This is a genomic window from Kitasatospora sp. NPDC017646 (assembly GCF_044329365.1).
In the GTDB taxonomy this organism is placed as follows: domain Bacteria; phylum Actinomycetota; class Actinomycetes; order Streptomycetales; family Streptomycetaceae; genus Kitasatospora.
The window spans coordinates 46,596-68,961 of sequence record NZ_JBIRJC010000029.1 but is presented as its reverse complement, the minus strand read 5'-3'; the positions used below and the strand labels follow the sequence as shown (position 1 = coordinate 68,961).

The 22,366-nt window shown below is 72.2% G+C and carries 17 protein-coding genes; 1 reads left to right on the top strand and 16 read right to left on the bottom strand.

Going from position 1 to position 22,366, the window contains the following annotated elements:
- Positions 1-15: 15 nt before the first annotated feature.
- Genes ACH4J0_RS31935 through ACH4J0_RS31905 form a run of 7 tightly spaced genes read right to left on the bottom strand, consistent with a single transcriptional unit; the run spans position 16 to position 8,750 of the window.
- Positions 16-228, bottom strand: coding sequence for an MbtH family protein (locus ACH4J0_RS31935; protein WP_396244345.1), 213 nt, complete (start codon positions 226-228; stop codon positions 16-18).
- Positions 225-1,457 (bottom strand): aminotransferase class V-fold PLP-dependent enzyme, encoded by a 1,233-nt coding sequence (locus ACH4J0_RS31930; protein ID WP_396244343.1) that lies wholly within the window; start codon positions 1,455-1,457, stop codon positions 225-227. The genes ACH4J0_RS31935 and ACH4J0_RS31930 overlap by 4 nt, the downstream gene beginning before the upstream one ends.
- Positions 1,457-2,740 carry a phenylacetate--CoA ligase family protein gene (locus tag ACH4J0_RS31925; protein ID WP_396244341.1) on the bottom strand — a complete coding sequence of 428 codons (1,284 nt, stop codon included), beginning with the start codon at positions 2,738-2,740 and terminating at the stop codon, positions 1,457-1,459. The genes ACH4J0_RS31930 and ACH4J0_RS31925 overlap by 1 nt, the downstream gene beginning before the upstream one ends.
- Positions 2,737-3,729 (bottom strand): TauD/TfdA family dioxygenase, encoded by a 993-nt coding sequence (locus ACH4J0_RS31920; RefSeq protein WP_396244339.1) that lies wholly within the window; start codon positions 3,727-3,729, stop codon positions 2,737-2,739. The genes ACH4J0_RS31925 and ACH4J0_RS31920 overlap by 4 nt, the downstream gene beginning before the upstream one ends.
- 17 nt (positions 3,730-3,746) lie before the next feature.
- Positions 3,747-6,857, bottom strand: a complete 3,111-nt coding sequence (locus ACH4J0_RS31915) for an amino acid adenylation domain-containing protein (protein WP_396244337.1) — start codon at positions 6,855-6,857, stop codon at positions 3,747-3,749.
- A complete protein-coding gene (locus ACH4J0_RS31910) occupies positions 6,857-7,447 on the bottom strand; it encodes a DUF6817 domain-containing protein (protein ID WP_396244335.1) in 591 nt (196 codons plus the stop codon). The genes ACH4J0_RS31915 and ACH4J0_RS31910 overlap by 1 nt, the downstream gene beginning before the upstream one ends.
- A complete protein-coding gene (locus ACH4J0_RS31905; RefSeq protein WP_396244333.1) occupies positions 7,440-8,750 on the bottom strand; it encodes an MFS transporter in 1,311 nt (436 codons plus the stop codon). The genes ACH4J0_RS31910 and ACH4J0_RS31905 overlap by 8 nt, the downstream gene beginning before the upstream one ends.
- Positions 8,751-9,647: 897 nt before the next feature.
- Here ACH4J0_RS31905 and ACH4J0_RS31900 point away from each other — a divergent pair.
- The gene (locus ACH4J0_RS31900; protein WP_396244331.1) at positions 9,648-10,403 is read left to right on the top strand and encodes a BTAD domain-containing putative transcriptional regulator; all 756 of its coding nucleotides are present in this window, start codon (positions 9,648-9,650) and stop codon (positions 10,401-10,403) included.
- 608 nt (positions 10,404-11,011) lie between these two features.
- On the opposite strand, the gene ACH4J0_RS31895 is transcribed toward ACH4J0_RS31900, so the two are convergent.
- The 9 genes from ACH4J0_RS31895 to ACH4J0_RS31855 are packed head-to-tail and all read right to left on the bottom strand — an operon-like array spanning position 11,012 to position 22,365.
- Positions 11,012-11,626, bottom strand: coding sequence for a hypothetical protein (locus ACH4J0_RS31895; RefSeq protein WP_396244329.1), 615 nt, complete (start codon positions 11,624-11,626; stop codon positions 11,012-11,014).
- Positions 11,619-12,341, bottom strand: coding sequence for a 4'-phosphopantetheinyl transferase family protein (locus tag ACH4J0_RS31890; protein ID WP_396244328.1), 723 nt, complete (start codon positions 12,339-12,341; stop codon positions 11,619-11,621). The genes ACH4J0_RS31895 and ACH4J0_RS31890 overlap by 8 nt, the downstream gene beginning before the upstream one ends.
- Positions 12,338-13,387 carry a C45 family autoproteolytic acyltransferase/hydolase gene (locus ACH4J0_RS31885; protein WP_396244326.1) on the bottom strand — a complete coding sequence of 350 codons (1,050 nt, stop codon included), beginning with the start codon at positions 13,385-13,387 and terminating at the stop codon, positions 12,338-12,340. The genes ACH4J0_RS31890 and ACH4J0_RS31885 overlap by 4 nt, the downstream gene beginning before the upstream one ends.
- Positions 13,384-13,998, bottom strand: a complete 615-nt coding sequence (locus ACH4J0_RS31880; protein WP_396244366.1) for a GNAT family N-acetyltransferase — start codon at positions 13,996-13,998, stop codon at positions 13,384-13,386. Before ACH4J0_RS31880 ends, ACH4J0_RS31885 begins: the two co-directional genes overlap by 4 nt.
- Before the next feature lie 2 nt (positions 13,999-14,000).
- Positions 14,001-14,264, bottom strand: a complete 264-nt coding sequence (locus tag ACH4J0_RS31875) for a phosphopantetheine-binding protein (RefSeq protein ID WP_396244325.1) — start codon at positions 14,262-14,264, stop codon at positions 14,001-14,003.
- The gene (locus tag ACH4J0_RS31870) at positions 14,254-15,753 is read right to left on the bottom strand and encodes an AMP-binding protein (protein ID WP_396244324.1); all 1,500 of its coding nucleotides are present in this window, start codon (positions 15,751-15,753) and stop codon (positions 14,254-14,256) included. The genes ACH4J0_RS31875 and ACH4J0_RS31870 overlap by 11 nt, the downstream gene beginning before the upstream one ends.
- Positions 15,750-19,085 (bottom strand): amino acid adenylation domain-containing protein, encoded by a 3,336-nt coding sequence (locus ACH4J0_RS31865; protein ID WP_396244322.1) that lies wholly within the window; start codon positions 19,083-19,085, stop codon positions 15,750-15,752. Before ACH4J0_RS31865 ends, ACH4J0_RS31870 begins: the two co-directional genes overlap by 4 nt.
- Entirely contained in the window at positions 19,082-21,340 is a 2,259-nt protein-coding gene (locus ACH4J0_RS31860) for a class I tRNA ligase family protein (RefSeq protein WP_396244319.1), read from the bottom strand. Before ACH4J0_RS31860 ends, ACH4J0_RS31865 begins: the two co-directional genes overlap by 4 nt.
- Positions 21,337-22,365, bottom strand: coding sequence for an NAD(P)/FAD-dependent oxidoreductase (locus ACH4J0_RS31855; protein WP_396244318.1), 1,029 nt, complete (start codon positions 22,363-22,365; stop codon positions 21,337-21,339). The genes ACH4J0_RS31860 and ACH4J0_RS31855 overlap by 4 nt, the downstream gene beginning before the upstream one ends.
- Position 22,366: the final 1 nt, after the last annotated feature.

The following is a 22,366-nucleotide window of genomic DNA, read 5'->3' as shown; positions in this document are numbered from 1 at the left end:
CTTCTCCCCCGCCCGTCACCGCAGGCTCGCCGGTCGCATGTCGGTCCACACGGCCGCGATGTGATCGAGGCATTCGGCTCTGGAACCGGTCATCCCACCGAGTCGCCAGCCGGCGGGCACCTGCCGGGCCGCCGGCCAGATCGAGTACTGCTCCTCGTCGTTGACCACGACCAGGTAGCGGACCGCGGACCCGGGACCGTTCGCCTCGCCGCCAGTGCTCGCGCTCATCGACGCGCCCCCGTTCCCGCCGTCGGGGCCATGCAGGCCAGCAGTTCGTCCAGCGCCTGGTAGAAGCCCTCGATCTCGGCGACCTCGTTGTACAGGTACGCCGACACCCGCAGGGTCTCGCCGCCGGCGAGTTCGGTGACCAGCGGCTGTGCGCACATGTGGCCGCTGCGCACCATGAAGCCGTGGGAGTCGCTCAACAGGCGGGCGACCTCCCCGGTGGGGACGCCGTCCCCCAGCCGCAGGGTCGCGATCGGGATCCGGTCGACCAGGTCCGGCGGGCCGATCAGGCGCACGTCCGGGCGCGCGAGCGCGCCCTCGACCAGGGCCGCGCTGAGTTCGTCGGCATGCTGGTGGCGTCGCGGACCGTCCGAGGCCTCGAGGTACCGGACCGCCGCCGTGCAGCCGATGATCGAGGCGATCGGCGGCGTCCCCGCCTCGAACCGGAACGGGATGCGCCGGTCGACACTGCCGTCGAGGTCGACCCAGTCGACCATCCCGCCGCCGACCGACAGCGGGCGCAGCTTCGCGAGCCACTCGCTCCGCCCGAACAGGCAGCCGACCCCGGTCGGCCCCAGCATCTTGTGCATCGAGAACGCCATGAAGTCGACGCCCAGTTCGTGGGCGTCGATCCGCTGGTGCGGCAGCGACTGCGCGGCGTCGAGCACGATCACGGCGTCGCACGCGGCACGGATCTCGGCGACGAGTTCCGCGACCGGGTGGACGACACCGGTGACGTTCGAGCAGTGGGTCAGCGCGACGACCTGGGGCCGCCCCTCCAGGAGTTTCCGGAAGTGGTCCCGGTCCAGCCGGCCGTGGCCGTCCACCCGGGCCAGGTCCAGGCGGCCGACCCGCCGCCACGGCAGCAGCTGGGAGTGGTGCGCGTCGAGGCAGCCGACGATGTACGCGTCGTCCGGCAGATCCAGGCCTGCGGCCACCAGGTTGAGCGCCTCGCTGGTGTTGCGGACCCAGACGACCTCGTTCGTGGCCGCGCCGATGTGCCGGGCCAGCACCACCCGGGCGGCCTCGTAGGCGTCGGAGGCCTCCTCGGAGAGCCGGTGCTTCCCGCGGTGGATGTTGGCCCCGTTGGTCTCGTAGTACTCGGTGATGGCCTCGATGACCGGGCGGGGCTTCAGGGTCGTGGCGGCGTTGTCGAGGTAGGAGATCAGCTGTCCGTCGATCTCGCGTCGCAGCGCCGGGAAGTCGGCCCGGTGCGCGTTCTGAGTGGTCATCACGCCCCCTCCGCGGAGATGTGGGAGATGCAGGGTTGGAACTTCCCGCTGCGTTCGCCGGCGATGTAGTCCGTGGACCGGAACCGGAGGCCGTTCGGCGCGAGGGCGTCGGCCAGCCGGGCTTCGAGGGCCGCGAGGTCGGCGGCCGGCGGCTCGGCGTTGGTGACGTAGCGGAAGGTGCAGTCGCCGGTCCGGTCCTGTTCCAGCTGGTAGAGGTCCATCCAGTGCGGGGCGCCGACCGCGGCGTCGACGGCCGCGGGGGTGACGACGCCGCCGTCCGGCAGCCGGACCAGGTGGGTGCCCCGGCCCTCGATGCGGACCACCGGGAGCTCACTGCCGCATTCGCAGGAGTCCCCCAGGGGCGTGAAGTAGTCGCCGGTCGCGTAGCGGATGCGCGGGATCAGGCAGTCGTCGATCGTGGTGACGTACAGCTCGCCCATCCGGCCCTCCGGTACGGGCTCGCCGTCCTGGACGAACTCCGGATAGAAGTCGGCGTCGTTGATGTGGCGCCGGCCGTGGTGGCACTCGAATCCCAGATAGCCCAGCTCGGACATGCCGATCATGTCGCCGATCGGCACGTCCGGCCCCATGAAGTCCTCGATCTGGCGCCGGGCGACCCGGGTCATGAGCGTGTAGCCGCACACGATGTGCAGCTTGCGGGGCGAGACGATCTTCCGGTCCAGCCGGCGGGCCGCCCGGGTGAGGAACGCGAAGTGCGTGGGGTCCACCACCAGCATGTCGGGCTGGTACGCCTCGATCTCGTCGAAGGCCTTGTTGAGCTGCCAGTCCGGGGTGGCCAGCAGGTCGTGGGCGACGGTCAGCACCAGGGTGCCGTCCGGGAGTGTCCGGTCCTCCATGGAGGAGAATCCCGTCGCGCACTCCACGTCCGAGCAGTTCGGCGGCGCGAACCGGCAGATCCTCGGGCGTCCGCCCGGCCTCCACAGCGAGTCGAAGCGGCGGTTGACGCCGAGCGCGGTCGCCTGGCGACGTGCCAGGTCGTAGGACAGGATGGCGCTGTTCAGCCGCTCGCCGGACGTCCCGGAGCTCTGGAAGCGCATGACCTCCGCCGAGGTGAGCGTGTACCCCCTGGCCAGCACGCCGGCCGGGAAATTGCGCCGGTAGTGGGCCTTCGCGGTCGGCGGAATCCGGTGGAAGTCCGCCGGCCCCTTGATGTCCTCGGGCCGGAGACCGTTCGCGACCATGTGGTCGTGGAAGAACACGGTGTTCTCGAACGCGTAGACGATCTCTTCCCGAACTGCTTCGAACATCGCCGGATCGCTCATGCCATGGCCACCATCAGCGAACGGTCGCCGGAGTACGGCCTTCTCCCGTGGGCGAACTGCTCGTTGTCGACGATCATGACGTCGCCGGCCCGCCAGGGCACCGCGATCTCCTCCGCGGCGTACGCGGCCCGGATCTCGGCGAGGTCGGCCGGATCCAGCGGGGTGCCGTCGCCGTACATGGCGTTGCGCGGCAGTTCGTCCTCGGCGAAGCTCTCGCGCAGTTCGCGCTCGACGTCGGCGGGCAGCGAACTGACGTGGAACAGGTGCGCCTGGTTGAACCAGACCTTCGTCCCGGACGTCCGGGACTTCGTGGTGGCCTGCACCACGTGCCGGGTGCGGAGCCGTTCGCCGCCGAGCCACTCCGCCTGGATGCCGTGCGCCGCGCAGTAGTCGACGACCTCGGTGCGGTCATCGGTCTGGAACGCCTCCTGCCAGCTCAGGTCCAGGCCGTTCCCGAAGTTCCGCACGTACATGACCCCGTGCCGCTCGAACCGCTCGCGGGTCGCCTCCGACAGGCGGTCGTACACACGCGCGCTGTCCGCCAGCGGCGTCTCACCGCCCTCGGGCGCCGCGACCACGCAGCCGAAGAACAACGTGGCCGGCCACGAGTCCGCGTACGACATCTCGTTGTGCAACGGGATGGTCTGGTCGGCCGGGTACTCGGTGGAGGTGAAGACCTTGCCGTCGACCCGCGTGCGCGGCGTCGAGCGGTTGGTGTAGTCGAGCAGGTCCCCCGACATGGCCGTGGCCAGTTCGGCGAGCCCGGCCGCGTCGAGCGGGCTGAAGCCGCGCAACAGGACGGCTCCGTGCTCGTCGCGAAGCCGCTTGAGCGTCTCGCCGGAACCGGACAGCCAGTCGCGGGCGTCGAGCCCGGCGACCGCCGACTCGCACAGCACCGCCCGGGTCCCGTCGACCAGCGGGGCCGTCCGCACGAGGTCCCCGCCGCCGACCGACACCGGCTTCCGCTGCCGGCTGAACCGGCTCGTCATCCCTGCCCCTTCGGACATCATTCCCCCGCGGCTTTCTTCTCAAGGAGCTGATCGATCAACTCGGCGAGCTCGGAGACGACGGGCCGTTTGAACAGGTCGCGCAGCTTGACGCTCACCCTGAACTCCAGGCGCAGCTTCGCGATCAGCTGGGTGGCCAGCAGCGAATGCCCGCCGATCTCGAAGAAGTCGTCGTCGGCGCCCACCTGCTTGAGCAGGAGGACCTGCGCCACCACATCGGCGACCGCCCGCTCGGTCGGGGTCCGGGGCTCGACGAGCGACGTGGAGCCCGCGATGTAGGAGCCCGGCTCCGGGAGCATCGCCGCGTCGATCTTGCCGGTGCTGGTCAGCGGAAAGGCGTCCAGCGCCACGAGGTGCGCGGGGATCATGAACTCCGGAAGGCGTTCCGCCAGGAACTCCCGGAGCCATTCGGCGGCCCCGCGGCTGCCCTCGGCGTCGATCAGGTAGCCGACCAGGTGCGCCGCCATGCTCTCGCCGGTGTGCACGACCATGCTGCCCGTCACCCGGGGGTGCTGCCGCATGACCGCCTCGATCTCGCCGATCTCCACCCGGAATCCGCGCACCTTGATCTGGCGGTCGACCCGGCCGAGGAACTCGAAGCCCAGATCGGGCAGCAGCCGTGCCCTGTCACCGGTGCGGTACATCCGAGCCCCCGCGACCGGGCTGAAGGGGTCGTCGGTGAAACGTTCCTTCTGGTCCGCCGTCCCGGCGAGGTAGCCCTGGGACACCGAGGATCCGCCGATCCACAGCTCGCCCGGGACTCCGACCGGCACCGGCCGGAGGTTGGGGTCGAGGACGTAGCCGCGCGCGTGCCGCATCGGCTTCCCGAGCGGCACGGTGGAGGTCAGACCGGCCAGCTCGTTGTCGGCGACCCGGCCGCAGAGCACTCCGACCGTGGTCTCGCTCGGACCGTAGTGGTTGTACAGCCGGCAGTCGCCGAGGAAGGTCCGGAGCATGTTGAAGGCGCCCCAGGCGAACGGTTCGCCGCCCAGGACCAGGGCCTCGCGGGGGATCAGCCGAGCCGGCTCCTCGGCGACCGCGAAGACGGCCTCCAGGTGGGACGGCGTGATCTTGAGGAGGTCGTAGTCCTCCTCCGCGAGCACCTCCGCGAGCGCCTGCGCGTCCGCCGAGACGTCGGCGCTGACGACGCGCAGTGCGCCGCCGGTCATGAGCGGCGGGAAGAGCGTGGTGTTGCCCAGGTCCGTGCCCAGGCTGCTGAGCGCGACCGAGTCGATCTCGCCGTCGAGCCCGAGCCGGTCGAGGACGCCGTCCAGATAGGCCGCGAGCTGCCCGTGCCCGACCAGCACGCCCTTCGGCGTTCCGGTGGAGCCGGAGGTGAACAGGACGTAGGCCAGGTCGTCGTCCGCGGTCTCCACGTCGAGGCGCTCACTGCTGCGCTGCGCACAGACCGTCAGGTCCGCGTCGACGAGGACGACGTCGCAGCCCTCCGGCAGGTCGGAGGCCGATTCCGCGGTCGCGACGACGTGACGGAAGCCGACCGCTTCCGCGATGGCGGACCGGCGCCTGCGGGGCAGGTGGGGATCGACCGGGACGTAGCCCGCGCCGGCCTTGGCGATCGCCAGCATCGCGACGATCGCCACGTCGGACCGTTCGAGGCAGAGCCCGACCGTGCCGCCGGGGACCACGCCGCGCCCGGCCAACTCGCCCGCCAGGCGGTTGGCCGCTTCGTCGAACTCGCGGTAGCTCCAGGAGCGGGTGTCCGACCGGAGAGCGGTGCGGTCGGGGAAACGGTGCGCGGCCTGTTCGACCCGCCGGTGCCAGTGCGCGGGGCGCTGCTCCGGGGGCTGCGAGGCGTTGCTGGCCGCGATGAGCTCCCGGGCCGCTTCGGCGTCGAGCATGGCCAGTGAACCCACGGTCGTCGAGCCGTCGCCGACCAGGGCCACCAGCGCGGCGCGCAGGCAGGTCAGGAGCGCGTCGGCGCCGCCCTCGGCCATTCCCCGGGACTGGTGGCGCAGTTCGAGGCGGATCTCGTCGCCGGTCCGCTGGGCCCGGACGCCGACCTTACGGGCGTCGCCGGCCGCCTCCACCCACAGGTCTGCGCAGGCCAGGGCCGCTTCGGAGGGGAACTCCGCGACGTCGGCGAAGGCGAACCCCGGGACGCCGGCCGCGTGCTGCTGGGGCAGCTCCACCAGGCTCTCGGCGAGATCCGCGGCCGCGGCCAGCTCCTGGTTCACCGAGTTCAGCAGCGCGGTGAGAGTCGTCTCGGCGGACATCGCGGTGAGGACCGGTACCGGGCTCTCGAACTGCCCGATGGCCGTGGCCAGTTCGCGGAACCTCCGCCCCGGCAGCATCGTGTCGACCGCGAGCGCCTCCGGCCGTCCGGTGGCGTGCCAGAGGGCGACGATCCACCCGGTCAGCAGGACGCCGTGCAGGCCGTCGCCGGAGGGGCCCCCGAGCTCCCGCAGCGCCCGGGCCAGCGGGGCCGGAACCGTCCACGTCGCGCACTCGTGACCGGTCTCCGTGGAACGGAGTTCCAGAGGGAGGCGCAGGGGCGGCAGAGCGGTCAGTCGCGCCCGGCGCTCGGCCGCGATCTCGGCCTGCTCCGCGCTCGGGGCCGCCTCGTCGAGCTGGACCTGGGTGAAGTCCGCGTACTGGACGACGTCCTCGCGGGTCCACGGCGTGCCGGTCAGCCGCGTGCCGTAGGCCTGCTGCAGATCCCGGAAGAAGACCTCGGCCGACGCACCGTCGACGCTCAGTCGCGGCGCCGACAGGATCAGGGACCGGCGCTGATCGGTGTGGGTGAAGAGGATGAGGCGCAGGACGCTCTCGAAGCCGTCCGCGCGCGATTCCGCGCGGACGATCGCGGCCAGCGCCGCGTCGTCCCCCGCGCTCTCCGTCACCTCGATCCGCGGTTCGTCCTCGATCACCATCAGCCGGGTGCTGTTCTCACCCAGGACGGTGCGGTAGGCGGAACGCAGACTCTCGTGCACCGAGGCGACGTCGTGGGCCGCGCGTTCGAACACCACGCGGTCGATCGGGCCGCCGAGGCGCACCCCGGCCACCGTGCGTCCCGCCGTTCCGGCGGAGGCGAGGCGGAGGACTCGTTCCTGCTGGCGGGAGAGGCGGAAGCCCTCCCACGACTGCGACACTAATTCTCTTCCGGGTCGATCCACAATTCGCCTCCCGTGAACTTGTTCCAGGTCTTGATCGTGTCCAGGCCGAAGTACTCGGCGGCCATCTTCCAGAACCCCGCGTACTCCGTCGGCAGGTCCACCAGCGTGTGACCGACCTGCGGCGGCATGTGCGCCAGGACGTCGCCGAGCTTCAGACGGAGGATGTCCAGATACTGCTCGCGGTCCAGCGGTATCTCCTCGCCGGTCCGCCGGTCCTTCAGCTCGGGCGTTCCGCCCGGCCGCATGATCCGGCGGAAGCTCTTGCCCAGCGACTGGTAGCTCATGACGGAGAAGGTGAATATCACCTGCTCGACCTCGGGGCCCACGATCTCCCGTACCGCGACCCGCTTGCTCTCCGGGATGGAGTCGGGGTCGTCGTTGTGCAGACCCTCCGTCCCGTAGGAGCCGTGGAAGAGCCCGGCGAGGCAGACGGACTCCTTCGCCTTCATGTCCTGCAGAATGGCGCACGCGCGGAACATGTGCTCCACCAGGGTTCCGTCCTGGTGCGCGACCTTGTGCATGCCCAGTCGCACCAGATCGCTTCGATATGTCTCGGCGTCAAACACCTGTTACTCCCTCCTTGTGCTCCTGCCTGCTGTCACCGATTTCGAGATCGGAGACGGTTCGAATGCTCCGGAAGGGCGAGAGGAACGTCATCGCCGCGGGGATCAGGAATCCGACGCCGATGACGCCCAGCGTGGTCCGGCCGCCGAAGGCGTCGCCCAGGAAGCCGGCGATGAGCGCGCCGACGGGCAGGGTCCCCCACACCACGAAGCGCATGGCGCCGGTCGTCCGGGCCATGAGGTGGGCCGGGGTGATCATCTGCCGGATGCTGATGACGTTGATGTTGAAGAGCGGCTCGGCCGCGCTGACGAGCAGGTAACCGAGGGTGATGGCGGCGATCGCCACGGCCGACCGACCGCTGGACGAGGCCAGGAAGACCCCGCCGGCGCCGCCGACGCACATGGACAGCACGATGCACCAGCCCAGGCCGCGCCACGCGATGAGCCGGGCCACGACCAGGACGGCGAGGAAGGAACCCACGCTGCCCACGAGGACGACCACGGCGACGGTCGCGGAGCTCAGCTTCAGATCGCTTTCCAGATGGACGAAGAAGATCGTGATCAGGGCACTGGTCAACAGGTTCCAGGTCGCGGCGATGATGGCGTTCCAGCGCAGGAAGCTGGATTCGCCGACGAACCGGAGACCGGCCTTGAAGTCCCGCCAGATCGACGCGCCGTGCCTCCTGGGCGGCTTCCGGTCGGGGGCGCGTATCGAGTGCACGAAGAGCGCCGACAGCAGGTACGAGGTCGCGTCCACGAGGATGGCGACGGGGGCCGACACGAGTTTCAGCAACACCGCGGCGAATCCGGGGCCGGACATGTTGCCCACGGACCTGCTCGTCTCCAGCCACCGGTTGGCCGTCAGCAACTCGGTGGGGACGACCAGATTGGTCAGGGTGCTCTGGTAGGCGATGTCGAAGAAGACGGTGCAGGAGCCGACGACGAAGGCGACGCCGAAGAGCCACTCGATGGTCAGGGCGTGCGAGAGCATCAGAGCCGGGATCAGTGCCAGGGTCACGGCCCGGGTCCAGTCCATGATGATCAGCACCCGGCGCGAGCGCCAGCGGTCGATCAGGACGCCGGCGAAGATGCCGAACACCAGGAAGGGCGCGCGCGACAGCGCGTTCAGGGTGCCCACTTCCGACGCACGGGCGTGCAGGACGGCGAGGGCCGTCAGCGGGAACGCGATGAGACTGACCTGCGAGCCCACGATCGAGACGGACTGCGCGCTCCAGAGCTTGCGGAAGTCCGGTCGTGCCGCGGCGAACGACCACCATTTCCCACGGTCGGGTGCCTTATCGGTCATTTGGCTTCCACAACGGACACACCCGGGCCTCCATGAGAAACACGAACGACCGGCACCTCTTGGTCGCCGCGCCGCAGGGCCGAACACCCGTCGGCTCCCGGTACTTGATCGTGCCGAGCGGTGCTTCCCGGTCGCTTCCGGACCACTTCCCAGCGAGACGCGCTCGCTCCGGACCCGGCTCGGGGGCGGCCTTCCGACGTCGGCTGACGCCTCCCGCGACGCCGCGGCCGGCCGTCCGGGCCCCGTAACCCCTCCCCCACTCCGCTCGCGGCGGCAGGGATCCCGGCCACCTTTGACCGTTCATTGACAGACTGATCAAGCATGCTTACCCTCTGTGTCGTTTCGACCTTGACAGGCACAGCCACCCGCTGGAGCTCCGAGGGGTCGCCGACCACGGGCCTCCGCCGTCATCCGTAGGAGGCTGGACCGGTTGATGAAGCTGACGGGGGTCAGTGTGGGGCTGGAGGATATCGCCGTCACGCCGCTGACGGGACCGAGCGGGCGCGCGGCAGAGCCGGTGGGCCACGCGGCCGCCCCGCCCCGCGACGCCGTCGCCATCGCCTTGGTCCACCCCCGAGTTGGGTCCGGTGGAGGCGCCGCCATCCGGCCCGGCCCTTATCGTGGGACTGTTGTCGGCTGACACCCTGTCGACGGCCTTGCCATCCGACGTGTCCGGTTGTGTGCTGTCCGCTGTAGCCGACGTTCAAGCCGAGGAAGACTCCGTGTGCGCAGGTGTCGATCACATCTGCCACCGGGGATCGCCACCGCCGTACCGCTTCGCCGCGCCGACCGGCGCGACCGACAGCGGGGCATCCGCGGCCTCCGCCCGACAGGAAGGTGGGACAAGAGGTGAGAACTCTGCATCAAGGTCTGCGATTCGGGATTCTCGGACCTGTCGTGCTCTGGCACGACGACAGAGAGGTCGACCTGGCCACACGCCCGTCACGTGCCCTTCTGGCACGCCTTCTCCTCGCCCTCGACCGGGCCGTTCACGTCGACATCCTGATCGACGCCGTCTACGGCAGCAAACCACCCAGATCGGCACGCAACCAGATCCAGAAGAGCGCCTGCGAGCTGCGCTCGAAGGGAGTGGAGATCACCGCCAGTGACGGCACTTATCTCCTGAGCTCGACCCCGGACGGTGTGGACGCCGAGAAGTTCAGCGAACTCGTGCACCGGGCACGGTCGTTACAGGACTGCCAGGAACGGGCGAACGCGTTGCGGCACGCCGACTCGCTCTGGCGTGGTCCCGCGCTGGACCGCCTGGATGCCAGCGTGTTCCGGTCGGCGGCGGCCGAGTTGGACGAGAAGCGCCTGGCGGCGGTGATCGAACGCATCGAGGCCGAAATGCTCTGCCACCAGCACCGCCAGGTGATCCCCGAACTACGACGGCTGATCACCGAGCATCCGCTGAACGAGAACCTCTACACCCTCTTCATGGTCGCCTGCTACCACGCCGGGCGAATCAGCGAAGCGGCCCGCTGCTACTCCGCCCTGCGCTTCCAGCTCGCCGAGGAGTTCGGCATCGATCCGCCGGCCGCGCTACAGGAAGTGCACCGGATGATCCTCCGTCAGGATCCCGAACTGGTACGCATCACGACCCTGCAACAGGTCGAGGCGCTGACGGAAGGGGCACTCAGCCACGCCTCGTGACTCCGGTACGACCGGTACCGCCCCGCTCGGCGCATCGACGTGCGAGCGGCAGAGCGGTGCCATCGGAGCGGGCCTGCGCCGGCCCGGGTGTCGCCGGCGGCGTAGGCGGGGCGGCGGCCGCGCCTCGTGGACGGGCTGCGGCGCGGCCGCCGAGCGGCGACCCGGGACCAAAGGGGCACACGCGGTGAACACCTGGCCACTCGTGGCGATCATTGCCGTGGGCGCTGTCGCCTTGATCATCAAGCGCTTGATCGTACCCAGGCATCCGGACCGAGCAGCCCCGGCCGCCACCTTGCGCTCGATCAGCTCCGGGCAGAGCGTGTAGCCCATCCGGTCGATGGCGAACCTGCGGCCGAGCACGAAGAGGTTGCCGTGCTCGTCCAGGTGGCCGAGGTCACCGGTGCGCTGCCAGCCGGTCGGGGGCCGGGCAGCAGCGACCCGTCCTCGGCCAGGTGGCCCTCCGTGCCGTCCGGGGTGTCCACCTCGATCTCACCGGCCTGGCCGGCGGGCACCGGGCGGCCGTCCTCGGGTGTGTCCAGTGGTGCGGGCGGGCCGGGTGACGGGCCGTCCGGGCGGGCCGGTGAGGGGCGCAGGCCGTCGGGACGACCTCACCCCCGCCACCGAGGGCCGGGCTGACCGGGCGCACCGGCCCGGGCCACCAGCAGGGTCCACTCCGCGAGCAGCACGGTCAGCTCCTCGCGCGCGACCCGGCCCGGCGAGCTGACCGCCAGCCGCGGCCCGGACCGGACCGTGAACTGCACCGGACCGAACGCGGGGTTGACCCAGGACCGGAGCAGCCACCCGTCGGGGAGCACCGGCTCCGCGTGCAGGGCGAAGGAGTAGCAGCTCCGGTCCTGCTCCGGACGGCGCCGCAGCAGTTCCTGCCAGCCGGCCAGGGCGAGCCCGGCCGCGTCCTCGACCGCGAGCCCCGCCGCGGCCGGGAACGGCCCCGTCACCGTGACCGCCCGCGCCCCGGCCGTGGGCACCTCGCCCGCCACGGGCGCCGCCCCGGCAGCACCGCCACCGGAAACGCGCAGCACCCGCTCCACCTCCCCCGCGGCTCCCGGGCCGGCCGGACAGCCGACCCACGCCTGGGGCCCGTCCCAGCCGTCCCGCACGGCGACCGTGAACCGCGGGTCGCCGGCCACCGGGGCCAGGCGCTCGCGCAACCGCTGCACCGACAGCAGTGGGACCACCGCGTGCAGCACCGCCGACTCAGCCATCTCCCGCACTCCCCTCCGGCGGCCACCGCCGCAGCCAGACCCGACCAAGCTGACCCCGCGTCACGAACGAGGCCATCAGCCGGGCGTCCGTCTTCGCCGGCGCCTCCAGCAGCGCCGTGCTCGCCGCCCACGGCTCGCCCCCGGTCCGGGCGATCCCCAGCAGGGCGGCGCCACCGCGCGCGGGGAAGGAGAGGGTCACGTCCCCCACCCCCTCGGCCAGCCCCCGACCGGTGGCCTTCACGGCGGCCTCCAGCAGGGTCCAGGCGGAGAAGAAGAACTCCGGTCCGGCCCCGTCGGCCTGCGGGGGCAGGGCCGGGTAGAGCGAGGCGAGCACCTGGGTGGCGGACGGGATGAGCCGGATCCGCTCCAGGTCCACCCCCAGCGCCCCCTGGTCCGAGATGCCGAGCAGCAGCAGGTCCTCCGAGCGCGACCAGCTCACCTTCAGCTCCGGATGGTCCGGCAGGTAGGGCTTGCCGCCCCTGGTCCGCGCCAGCCGCACCGCTCCCGGGGCCTCCCCCAGCCGCGCGGCCAGCAGTCGCCTGACGGCCAGTCGGGACCGCAGGAAGAGCCGGGCGTCCTCGCCGTTCAGGTAGCCGGCCGCCCGGTGGCGCTCCTCCTCGGTCAGGTCCACCGCGTAGTGCGCCGGCGACAGGGGCTCGGCGTCGGCCGTCAGGTCGGCCAGCCAGGCCTCCACCCCGGCGCCCGGGGCCGTCACGTCGGACGCAGGCCGAAGACCTGCGTGACCGATCGGGAGGGGTCGCCGGGCCGCAGGTGCAGCTCCCCGCGCCCGGGCAGCAGCACCACGGCGGCGACCGTGCGCTCGCGCCGGATGTCGCCCTCGTCGGGCACGCAGATCGGCGGCCTGGACAGCACTGCGAAGTGGTCCTCCGGCCCCGCCGCCGGGTCGAGCTCGGCGAGGCCGGCCTGCGCCTCCTTGAGGCGGCGCACCGAGGAGTTGCGGGCGAACACGTTCAGCTCGTCGCCGCGCGCCAGGTCCGGGTCCAGGAAGTGGTTGGTGTGCGCGGTCTCGTACCCCTCCCGCACCCGCAGCTCGTCACCCAGGACCTCGACGCAGACGGCCCGCTCCTGGTCGCACAGGGTCAGCGAGCGGGAGCTGGCCAGCCGCATCCCGCGCAGCAGCTCCAGTGCCTGTGTCACGCTGCCCGCGGTGTCCAGCAGGTGGCGGATCGCCAGGTACGGGGGCAGCCCGGGCCGCCAGTCCCCGCCGAGCACCAGGTTGAGCCCGATCGCCAGCCCGTCGCTGTTCAGCCCGAGGTACCCGAGCAGTCCGGCGAAGGAGAGCACCAGCGAGCGCCGGGCGGACCCGGCCGGCGCCACGTCCAGCACGCTGATCGCGTCGTCCAGGTTGCCGTTCAGGTCCACGGTCTGGGCCAGCACCGGGTGCCCGGTGTACCGACCGCCGGCCCGTGCGTAGGTGGTGCAGTCGCCGGCCGTCGGCACCTTCTGGTAGCCCATGATCTCCCGCCGCAGCTGGAGCAGCCAGGCCTCGGCGGGGCTCAGCCCGGCCCCGGCGGCCAGGCCCTCGACCTCGGTGGCCAGGTCCGGGGCGGCGGCCGCGACCGCCGCCCGGTAGGCGTCGATCCGCGGCCGCAGCCCGTCCAGGGTCAGCGGGCTGGCCGTCAGGTGGTTGAGCCGGGCCAGCCCGTCGTCCAGGAAGGCGCGCAACTCACCGGCCAGCGCCCGCCCGTGCTGCTCCCCCCGCTCGAACGCGGTGCCCGTCAGCAGCAGTCGCCCGGTCATGCCCCCTCCTGTCGGACCACCCGCGGGCCGCGGGCCAACTGCGCTCGCACCTCGGGCCATTCCTCGCGCAGCACGCTGTAGAAGACGGCGTTGCGCCGCCGGCCGTCCGGCATCGGGTTGAAGCTGCGCAGCGTGCCCTCCTCGCGGGCGCCGATGTTCAGCAGTCCGCGCCGGGCCTGCTTGTTCAGCTCGTCGGTCTTGAACTCCACCCGCAGGGCGCCCATGTCGTCGAAGGCGTGCTGCAGCAGCAGGTACTTGGCCCAGCGGTTGACCCCCCGGCCCTGGAAGTCCAGGCCCAGCCAGGACCAGCCGATCTCCAGGCGCCCGTCCGCCTCGGCCATGTTGCCGAAGCTCATCGACCCGGCCACCCGGCCGGTCCGCTTGTCGGTGATCACGAACACCGCCCGCCGGCACGCCTGGTGGTCCGCCAGGGTGGCGTCGAAGAAGGCCTCGTAGTCCTCCGGGGTGTCGATCCGGGTCACGAAGTACCGCCAGATGTCCGGCGCCAGCGCGATCGCGCGCAGCCCGTCCCGGTCGGCGGCGGTCAGCGGGCTCAGCCGCACGAACTCGTTCTCCAGCACCACCGGTGCGTCAACGGCCCAGGTTCCCATGGTCACACCGCCTCGATGGTCGACGGGGCGACGGCGTCGACGACCTTGCGCAGCGTGGTCATCCGGGCCAGGTCGTGCTCGGTGAAGCGGGACAGCTCGGTGCCGGTCTCGTCGCACAGCGAGGTGAGGAAGAGCACCTTGTTGAGCGAGGTCAGGCCGTAGCGGCCGGCCAGGTCGGCGTCCGGGTCGATCTCCTCCGGCGCGACCGGACTGGTCAGCACCAGCACCAGGTTCTCCCGGGCCGCGGTCTCGGTCTCAGCGTGCATGGATACCCTCCTGGGGGTTGGTGAGGTCAGCTGCGTAGGCGGCCCGGATCTGCGGGCGCCGGGGCTTGAACTGCGAGGTGAGCAGGCCGTTCTCGACGGTGAACGGCTCGCGGGCGACGATCGCCCGGGCGATCCGCTCGTCCTTGCCGAGCGCCGCGTTGGCGTCGGCGAGCGCGTCGGCGATCGCGGCCTCGTCGGGCGGGTAGTGCGCGGGGCGGACCACGGCGACCAGCTCGGTCTGCCGCGGGCAGAACAGCACCGCCTCGGTGATGGCGGGCCCGGAGGTCAGCCGCTCCTCGATCGGCCGGACCACGACCTTCTTGCCGTTCTCCAGCACGATCACGTCGTCCGCGCGGCCGAGGATGTAGAGGTAGCCGTCCTGGTCGATCAGGCCGAGGTCGCCGGTGCGGACGATGCCGCCGGGCCGGAAGACCTTCTCGCTGTCGCCGGGGGCGGCGTAGGCGTAGTGGTCGTTGACGGGGTGGTCGCTGCGCACGCTGATCACGCCGTCGGCGTCCAGCAGCACCTCCTTGCCGGGCACCACCCGGCCCACGCTGCCCTCGCGGGAGGCGCCGGGGTGGTTCTTGGCCACGATGCAGGTCTCGTTCAGGCCGTAGCCCTCGAAGATCGGCAGTCCGGCCTCGTTGAAGAAGCGCAGCGTCGCGGGGGCCGCCGGGGCGGAGCCGGTCCACAGGTAGCGGATCCGGTCGCCGAAGAGCTGCGCGGCCTGCTCGCCGACCGGCTTTCCCGAGCGGGCCGCCCGGGCCTCGATGTGCCGCCGGGCGGTCTCGAAGAAGGCCGGCACGCCCATCACCACGGTCGGCCGGGCCCGCCGCAGGGTGGCGAAGGCGGCCTCGTAGGTGGAGACGGTCACGTCGTGGCCGTGCCGCAGCGCGGAGTAGATCCAGTACCGCTGCTGCAGCAGCGACAGCGGCAGGAAGACGAACAGGTCGTCGCCCGCCCGGTGGTGGAACATGTCCTGGACCGCGCGCAGCGAGCTGTCGATCGAAGCGGCCGTGGCGCCCAGGCCCTTGGGCTCGCCGGTGCTGCCGGAGGTGAACTTGACGGTGGTCACCCGGTCGGGCTCCCAGACCACCGGTTCGGGTGCCGAGTCGGCCTTCTCCACCAGCCGGTCCACCTCGGCCAGCGGCAGCGCGTCGGCGGCCTCGGCCGGGCGGTCGGTGAACAGCAGCCGCAGTCCGTACCGGCTGATCAGCTGCTGGTCGGGCTCGAACTTGCCGGGCTCGAAGCCGGCCGTCTCGGCGCCCAGCCAGAGCGCCGCCAGGTCCAGCAGCACCCACTGCGGGCTGTTGGCCGCCAGGATCCCGATCCGGTCGCCCGGACCGATGCCCAGATCGGCCAGCGCTCCCGCCAACCGCCCGGCCCGGCGGTGCAGTTCGGCCAGTTCCAGGGTCTCGGTGCCGTCCAGCCTGGCGAACGAGATCCGCCCGCCGGTCGGCGCGTTCGCCGTGATCCGGTTGACGATCACCGCTGTGCCTCCTTCGCCGCCACGACCGCGTCCACGTGCGCGGCCATCAGTCGTACCGTCTCCAGCGCCGCCAGCTGGCCGAGTTGGATGCCCACCCCGAACCGCTTGCGCACCGCGGTGAGGATCCGCGCGGCGCTGATCGAGTCGCCGCCCAGCGCGTAGAGGTTGTCGTGCGGCCCGACCGCCGACCGGTGCAGGATCTGCGCCCAGATGCCGGTCAGTTCGGTCTCGGTCGGCCCGGCCTCGCCGTCATCGGCCACCGGCGCGGCCGCCTGCTCGGCCGGCTCGGCCGCCGGCGCCCGGCGGATCAGCTCGCCCCGGTCCACCTTGCCGTTACGGGTCAGCGGCAGCTCCTCGTGCCACACCACGGCGGCGGGGACCATGTACTCGGGCAGCGCCTCCCGCAGCTCCTCACGGATCGTCGGGACATCGGGCCGGTCGGCACCGGCGGGCACCAGGTGGGCCACCAGCCGGTCGCCGCGGCTGCCCTCCTGGCGGACCACCACGGCCTGCCGCACCGCCGGCAGGGCGGCCAGCCTGGTCTCCACCTCTCCGGCCTCGATGCGGTAGCCGTTGACCTTGATCTGGAAGTCGCTGCGGCCCAGGATCTGGATCTCGCCGCTGGGCAGGTAGCGGCCCAGGTCGCCGGTCCGGTAGAGCCGCTCGCCCAGCCGCTCGTCGTGGCCGAACTTCTCGGCGGTGCGCTCCTCGTCGCGCCAGTAACCCTTGGCCACCCCGGTGCCGGCGGCGCAGATCTCGCCGGTCACCCAGTCCGGCGCGTCCTGGCCGTCCGGGTCCAGCACGTAGGCGCGGTTGTTGACGTTCGGACGGCCGTAGGGGATGGACTCGGTGCCGTCCTCCCACTCCTCCACCGGGTGCAGGATGTTCCAGATCGTGGTCTCGGTCGGTCCGCCGAGCGAGACCACCTCCAGGCCCGGCACCAGTCGGCGCAGCGCGGCCGGCAGCGCCGGCGGCAGCCGGTCCCCGCTCATCATCACCAGCCGCAGGGCCGGCGGCGCCGTGCCCTCGGCCAGCGCCTGGTCGTGCATCAGACCGACGATGGCGGGCACCGAGTTCCACACCGTCACCCCGCCCAGCTCGCACATCCGCAGCCAGTGCGCGGGGTCGACCGCCCGGTCGGCGTCCGGCATCACCAGCGCGGCACCCGCGGTCAGCGCGCCGAACACGTCCCAGACCGAGAGGTCGAAGTTGAAGGCGCTGATCGCGAAGAACCGGTCGTCCTCGCGGATCCCGAACCGGGTGTAGCAGTCGGCCACCACGTTGGCCACGTTGCGGTGGGTGACCATCACGCCCTTGGGCGCGCCGGTGGTGCCGGAGGTGTAGAGCACGTAGGCCAGGTCGTCCGGGTCGGCACCGGCCGGCGGTTCGAGCAGCACCGGCGCACCCGTCGGCGCCGGGGCGGTGGCGTCCAGCCGCAGGACGGCGCGGCCGTCCCGGTCGGCGTCGTCCACGTTGGTCAGCACGCAGCGGACCTCGCCGTCGCCCAGCATGTACCGGCGGCGCTCCTCGGGCAGTGCCGCGTCCACCGGCAGGTAGGCGGCCCCGGCGAGCACCGTGGCCAGGATGCCGATGATCTGCTCCGGCCCGCGCCGCATCACCAGGCCCACCAGTTCGTTGCGCCCGACCCCGTGCGAGCGCAGCCACGCGGCGGTCAGCGCCGCACGGCGGTGCAGTTCGCCGTAGCTCATCCGGAGCTGGGAGGTGATCAGGGCGAGGTTGTCGGGGCAGCTGGTCGCCCGCTCGGTGAAGGCGTCCTGGAGCAGCACCTCGGGCAGCTCCACGGCGGTGTCGTTGGCCGCCCGCCGGCGCCGCAGCTGGTCGCCGGGCAGCAGGTCGAACCCGGTGCGGGCCCAGCTCCGCTCCTCCAGCAGTTGTTCCAGCAGGGACTGGTAGCCCTGGGTCAGGGCCTCCAGCAGGCCGGCCGGGAAGAGCTCGTCCAGCCCGTCGAGCTGGATCACCAGCCCCTGGTGCTGCTCCATCGCGAAGGCGTTCAGCCAGATCTGCGGGGTCTGGCTGACGCTGAACACCTCCGGGCCGAACAGCTCGAACGCCGAGCCGTCCACCTCCTCGGTGTAACCGATCGCGCTGTTGAAGGTGAACGGCATCCGCGCCTCGGCGCCGCCGCGCCGCCGGCCCAGCTCGCGCAGCACCTCGATGCCGGACTGGTGCCGGTGGTCCAGGTCGGTGCGCAGCCGCCGCTGGAGCGCCTGGGCCCGGGCCGCGAACGGCTTGCTGCGGTCGACCTCGATCTCCACCAGCAGGGTGTCGGAGAACTGGCCGACGGCCTCGGCGATCCGGTGGTGCACCGGAGGGCGGTTGGCCACCGTGGTGGTCACGGTGAACCGCTCGCCGGCGCCCCAGCGGGAGAGCACCTCTCCGTAGGCGGCCAGCAGCGCGCCGGACGGGGTGAGCCCCTCTCCCGCGGCCCGGCGCTTGAACGCGGACCACTGCGCGGCGTCCAGCCGCACCTGGCGCTGGACGAACCGCGGCCGGGTGATCGCGGCCGGACTCGCCGCCACCGGCAGGTCGGGGTGGGCCGCCAACTGGTCCAGCCGGCCCGACCAGTAGGCCCGGGAGCGGGCCGCGGGCGCCTTGACCGCCGCCGCCGCCAGCGCCGAGACGTAGTCCTCCAGCGGCAGTTCGGTGCCCTCGGCTGCCAACTCGCCCTGGTAGGCCCGCCACCACTCGCGGAAGAACAGGAAGGAGCTGATCCCGTCCATCACCAGGCCGTCGTGGCTGACGTGCAGCACCATCGCCCGGTCGGAGAGCTCGGTCACCTCCACCGCCAGCAGCGGCGCGCGGTCGGCGGGCAGCACCCGGTGCGAGCGCTGCTCGCGCAGCGCGGCCCGGGTCCGCAGCTGCTGCTCGGGGCTCTGCCCGCGCAGGTCGAGCCGCTCGATCAGCACCGGGGCGACCGAGGCCTCCACCACCTGGCGGCCGTCCTCGGTGAACCGGGCCCGCAGCGCGTCGTGCCGGCCGATCACCGCGTTCAGCGCCGTCTCCAGCCGGCCGACGTCCCAGTGCCCCTCGATCTCGTGGTAGACGTGACTGGCGGTGGAGATCTCGAACACGCCGCCGCGGCCCAGCAGGTAGGCGTGCTGCAGCGGGGTGAGCGGGAAGCTGCCGCTCTCGTGCGGAGTGGCCGTGCTCAGGTGATGGATCAGCTCCGCCTTCAACCGCTTGATGCGGCCGACCAGTTCCGGGTCCATCCGGTCGCGCATGCCCTGCAGGCGCAGGTCCCCGCCGGTCACCGAGACGGACAGGCCCCGCTCCTCGATGTCCTGGACCAGTTCGACGAGTTCGGCGTTCATGCCGCCGCCTCCACGACCGCCGTGCCCGCCCGCTCGCCGATCAGCCCGGCCAGTGCGGTCAGGTCGTGCTCGCCGAGCAGCTCGTCCACCAGCACGTCCACGTCCAGCGCGGTGAGCAGCTGGTACTGCAGCTGGACCGCCTGCAGCGAGCTGATGCCCAGGTCGATCAGGGTGGCGTCGCCGGCCGGCCGTTCGGCCAGCTGGAGCGCCTCGGTGACCAGGTCGGTGAGCAGGCCCAGGTGCTCGGGCTGTCCGGCGGCCACGGCGGCCGGGGCGGTGAAGAACACCGCGTCCGCCAGGGTGACCTCGGTGCCCGGCGCCAGCAGCTCGACCGAGGTCGGCCAGTGGGCCGGCTCCGGCAGGCCCAGCGCGGCCGACAGCCGGGCGGCGAAGCGCGGCATCACCGGCGCCGCCACCCGGGCCAGCAGCTTCGCGGCCGCCAGCTCCAGTGCCACCGCGGTGCGGGCCTCGGCCCGCCAGCGGGCGTCGTCCGCCGTCAGGCTCTCCAGCTCCGCGAACCGGACCGTGTCACGCACGATGCCGTCCAGTTCGGCGGCGGCCTGGTTGAGCGAGAAGCCGGCCTGACCGAGCGCCCCGGTCACCGCGGTCAGCCGGGCGCCGAGCCGGGCCAGGAACGCGGTCTGCTCCGGGGTCCAGTTGCCGGCGTCCGGCGCCGCGCCGTCGTACCCCTTGCGGACCCGGGCGCCCAGGTCGGTCAGCCAGTGCTCCCAGGTGCCGACCAGGGTCTCGGTCAGCACCCGCTGGTACTCCTCGCGGCGGAAGTTGGTGCGCCGGCCCTCGGGTCGGGTCAGGCTGAGGAAGAACCGCACCGCGTCGACCGTGTCGGCGTCGAGGATCTCCTTTCCCCAGATCGCGTGCCGCCGACTGGTGGAGAACTTGGCGCCCTCCAGCAGGTAGAACTCGTTGACGTGGTAGTCGATGTCAGGCGTCCAGTCGGGGAACGCGGCCCGGTACAGCGCCGGGTAGAGCACGCCGTGGTAGAAGCTGTTGTCGTAGCCGAAGAAGTGGACGATCTTCCAGTCCGCGCCGGGCTCGGCGGCCCGCCAGTCCTGGTCCAGCCGGCGGCCCAGCGCCTGGATGCCGTGCAGGAAGCCGTAGGACATCTCCGGCCAGACCCAGATCACCTGGTCGGCGCCGGCCTCCTCGGCCGGGCGCACGCCCCAGTCGGCCGGGTGGCTGACCGGGATGTCCAGCTCCGGGCGGGCGAACAGCCGCCGGGCGAGGTCGCGCAGCCGGACCGGGACCCGGCCCAGTCGGTGGTGCGCGGCGATCTCGTCCTCGAACTCGTGCAGCGGCAGCGAGAAGCGGGTCGCGGTGCCGGTCCGCGGCGCTGCCTGCGAGCGGGCCGAGCGCGGCGCGACCAGGTCGACCACCAGGTTGGGCTCGCCGCACTCCTCGCAGATGTTGCCGCTGGTCCCGGCGGCGCAGGTCGGGCAGGTGCCCTTGACGTCCACCTCGTAGAGGTAGGCGCCGGTCTCACCGTCGAACAGGGCCGGCGCGGCCTTCGGGGCGACCGTGCCGGAGTCGACCAACCGGGTGAAGAACTCCCGGAGCCCGTCCGGGTACTCGGCGTCCGCGTTGGTCACCGTGTACTGGTCCAGCGGGATGTCCATCAGCTCCAGGGTGGCCGCGATCTCCGCGCTGAAGTGCGCGGCGGTCCCGGCCGGGGTGTTCCCGTCGCGCTCGGCCGCGCCGACCACGTAGCTCTGGAAGTCGTCGCTGCCGGTCAGGTGCCAGGCGCGGGCGCCGTTCATCCGCTGGAACCGGACGAACGCGTCGGCCCCCAGGTACGGGCCGGAGAGGTGGCCCAGGTGGAGGTCCCCGTTCGGGGTGGGCGGAGTGGAGAAGACGAAGACCGGCCGGTCCCCGAAACCGGTGCCCGCGGGGGCGGTGGCCGCCCGGCCCGCGCGCTCGGCGTCGCGCCAGTACTGGGTGACGAACACCAGGTCGTCGGCGCCGGTGTTGTGCAGCACGTGCGTCTCGAAGGGCTCGAACAGGGCCACCGTGCCCGGCACCGCCGGGTGGCGCTCCCCGTCGACCTCGAACTCGCCGCGGCCGGCCACGATCACGAAGAACTCGGTCTCGTCGTGCCGGTGCAGCTCGGAGCTGACACCCGGAGCCACCCGGCCCCAGCCGGCGCCCGAGCCCTGGCTGCCCTCGATCCCCTCGATGCTGCTCATGTCGATGCCGAAGGCCTCGTGCAGCACGCCCTCGTCGTAGCTGCTCAGTATCATGCGTGACTCCTGGTCGGACTGGTCAGGAACGGGATGTCGATCAGATCGGCGGCCTGCGCGGCGATCGCGGGGGCCAGCCGGTAGCCGGAGCCGTTGGCGGCGCCGGCGAAGACCACCCGCGGGTCGGCGGGCAGCGGGCAGACGATCGGCTCGCCGGTGCCGCTGTAGGCGTCGCAGAAGACCCGCCCGGAGGCGCAGTGCGCCGCGTACTCGGGGGCCACGGCGCGCAGCACCGCCAGCGCGTCGCCGAGGTCCTGGTCGGACAGGCCCTCGCCCAGCGCGTCGGGGTCCACGCCCCACTCCTGGCAGGTGTAGCTGAACAGCCAGTGCCCGCGGTCGTGCAGCGGGAGCAGGAAGGCGTCCTCCGCCTGGAAGACGACCACCCGGTCGGTCGGTGCGGGCACCAGGTCGATGTGCAGCGCGACCACCTTCTTCACCCGCACCCCCAACGGAGCGACCAGCTCGCGCCAGGCCGGGGCCGCGATCCACGGCCCGGGCGCCAGCACCACCTGACCGGCCGTCAGTTCACCGCCACTGCTCAGCGCCAGGGTGATCCGTTCGGGGTCGAGCCCGATCGCGGTGACCCCGGTGCCCTCGTGCACCACGGCGCCGCCGCGCAGCTCGCTGGCGAGCCGACCGGTCAGACCCGCCACGTCCGCGTACTGGCCGCCCTCGACCTGCCAGACGCCCGCGGTGGCCGGGGTCGGCCGGGCACTGGCCAGGTAGCTCCGGCGCACCGTCTGCTCCGCGCCGACCACGTCCATGCCGACCTGGTGGATCGGCAGTTCCGGTCGGTGCGAGGTCAGTTCGGCGTAGTACTGCTGGCTGTAGGCGGCCATGCCGCGCACCCGGCCGGTCGCGCCACGCGGGAAGTGCAGGCCGGCCGATCGACGGCTGGCGCCGGAGCCGACCGAGTCCCGGTCCAGCACCGCCACCGTCCGCTCCGGGCGCCGGGCCAGCAGTTCGCGCGCGGTCAGGCAGCCGATGATGCCGCCGCCGACGACCGCGATGTCCACCTCGTCCATC

What these genes read in the sequence shown, in the direction of transcription:
- ACH4J0_RS31935 (WP_396244345.1), bottom strand. Translation starts at nt 228, where the DNA reads ATGAGCGCGAGCACTGGCGGCGAGGCGAACGGTCCCGGGTCCGCGGTC.
- ACH4J0_RS31930 (WP_396244343.1), bottom strand. Translation starts at nt 1,457, where the DNA reads ATGACCACTCAGAACGCGCACCGGGCCGACTTCCCGGCGCTGCGACGC.
- ACH4J0_RS31925 (WP_396244341.1), bottom strand. Translation starts at nt 2,740, where the DNA reads ATGAGCGATCCGGCGATGTTCGAAGCAGTTCGGGAAGAGATCGTCTAC.
- ACH4J0_RS31920 (WP_396244339.1), bottom strand. Translation starts at nt 3,729, where the DNA reads ATGACGAGCCGGTTCAGCCGGCAGCGGAAGCCGGTGTCGGTCGGCGGC.
- ACH4J0_RS31905 (WP_396244333.1), bottom strand. Translation starts at nt 8,750, where the DNA reads ATGACCGATAAGGCACCCGACCGTGGGAAATGGTGGTCGTTCGCCGCG.
- ACH4J0_RS31895 (WP_396244329.1), bottom strand. Translation starts at nt 11,626, where the DNA reads ATGGCTGAGTCGGCGGTGCTGCACGCGGTGGTCCCACTGCTGTCGGTG.
- ACH4J0_RS31885 (WP_396244326.1), bottom strand. Translation starts at nt 13,387, where the DNA reads ATGACCGGGCGACTGCTGCTGACGGGCACCGCGTTCGAGCGGGGGGAG.
- ACH4J0_RS31880 (WP_396244366.1), bottom strand. Translation starts at nt 13,998, where the DNA reads ATGGGAACCTGGGCCGTTGACGCACCGGTGGTGCTGGAGAACGAGTTC.
- ACH4J0_RS31875 (WP_396244325.1), bottom strand. Translation starts at nt 14,264, where the DNA reads ATGCACGCTGAGACCGAGACCGCGGCCCGGGAGAACCTGGTGCTGGTG.
- ACH4J0_RS31865 (WP_396244322.1), bottom strand. Translation starts at nt 19,085, where the DNA reads ATGAACGCCGAACTCGTCGAACTGGTCCAGGACATCGAGGAGCGGGGC.
- ACH4J0_RS31860 (WP_396244319.1), bottom strand. Translation starts at nt 21,340, where the DNA reads ATGATACTGAGCAGCTACGACGAGGGCGTGCTGCACGAGGCCTTCGGC.
- ACH4J0_RS31855 (WP_396244318.1), bottom strand. Translation starts at nt 22,365, where the DNA reads ATGGACGAGGTGGACATCGCGGTCGTCGGCGGCGGCATCATCGGCTGC.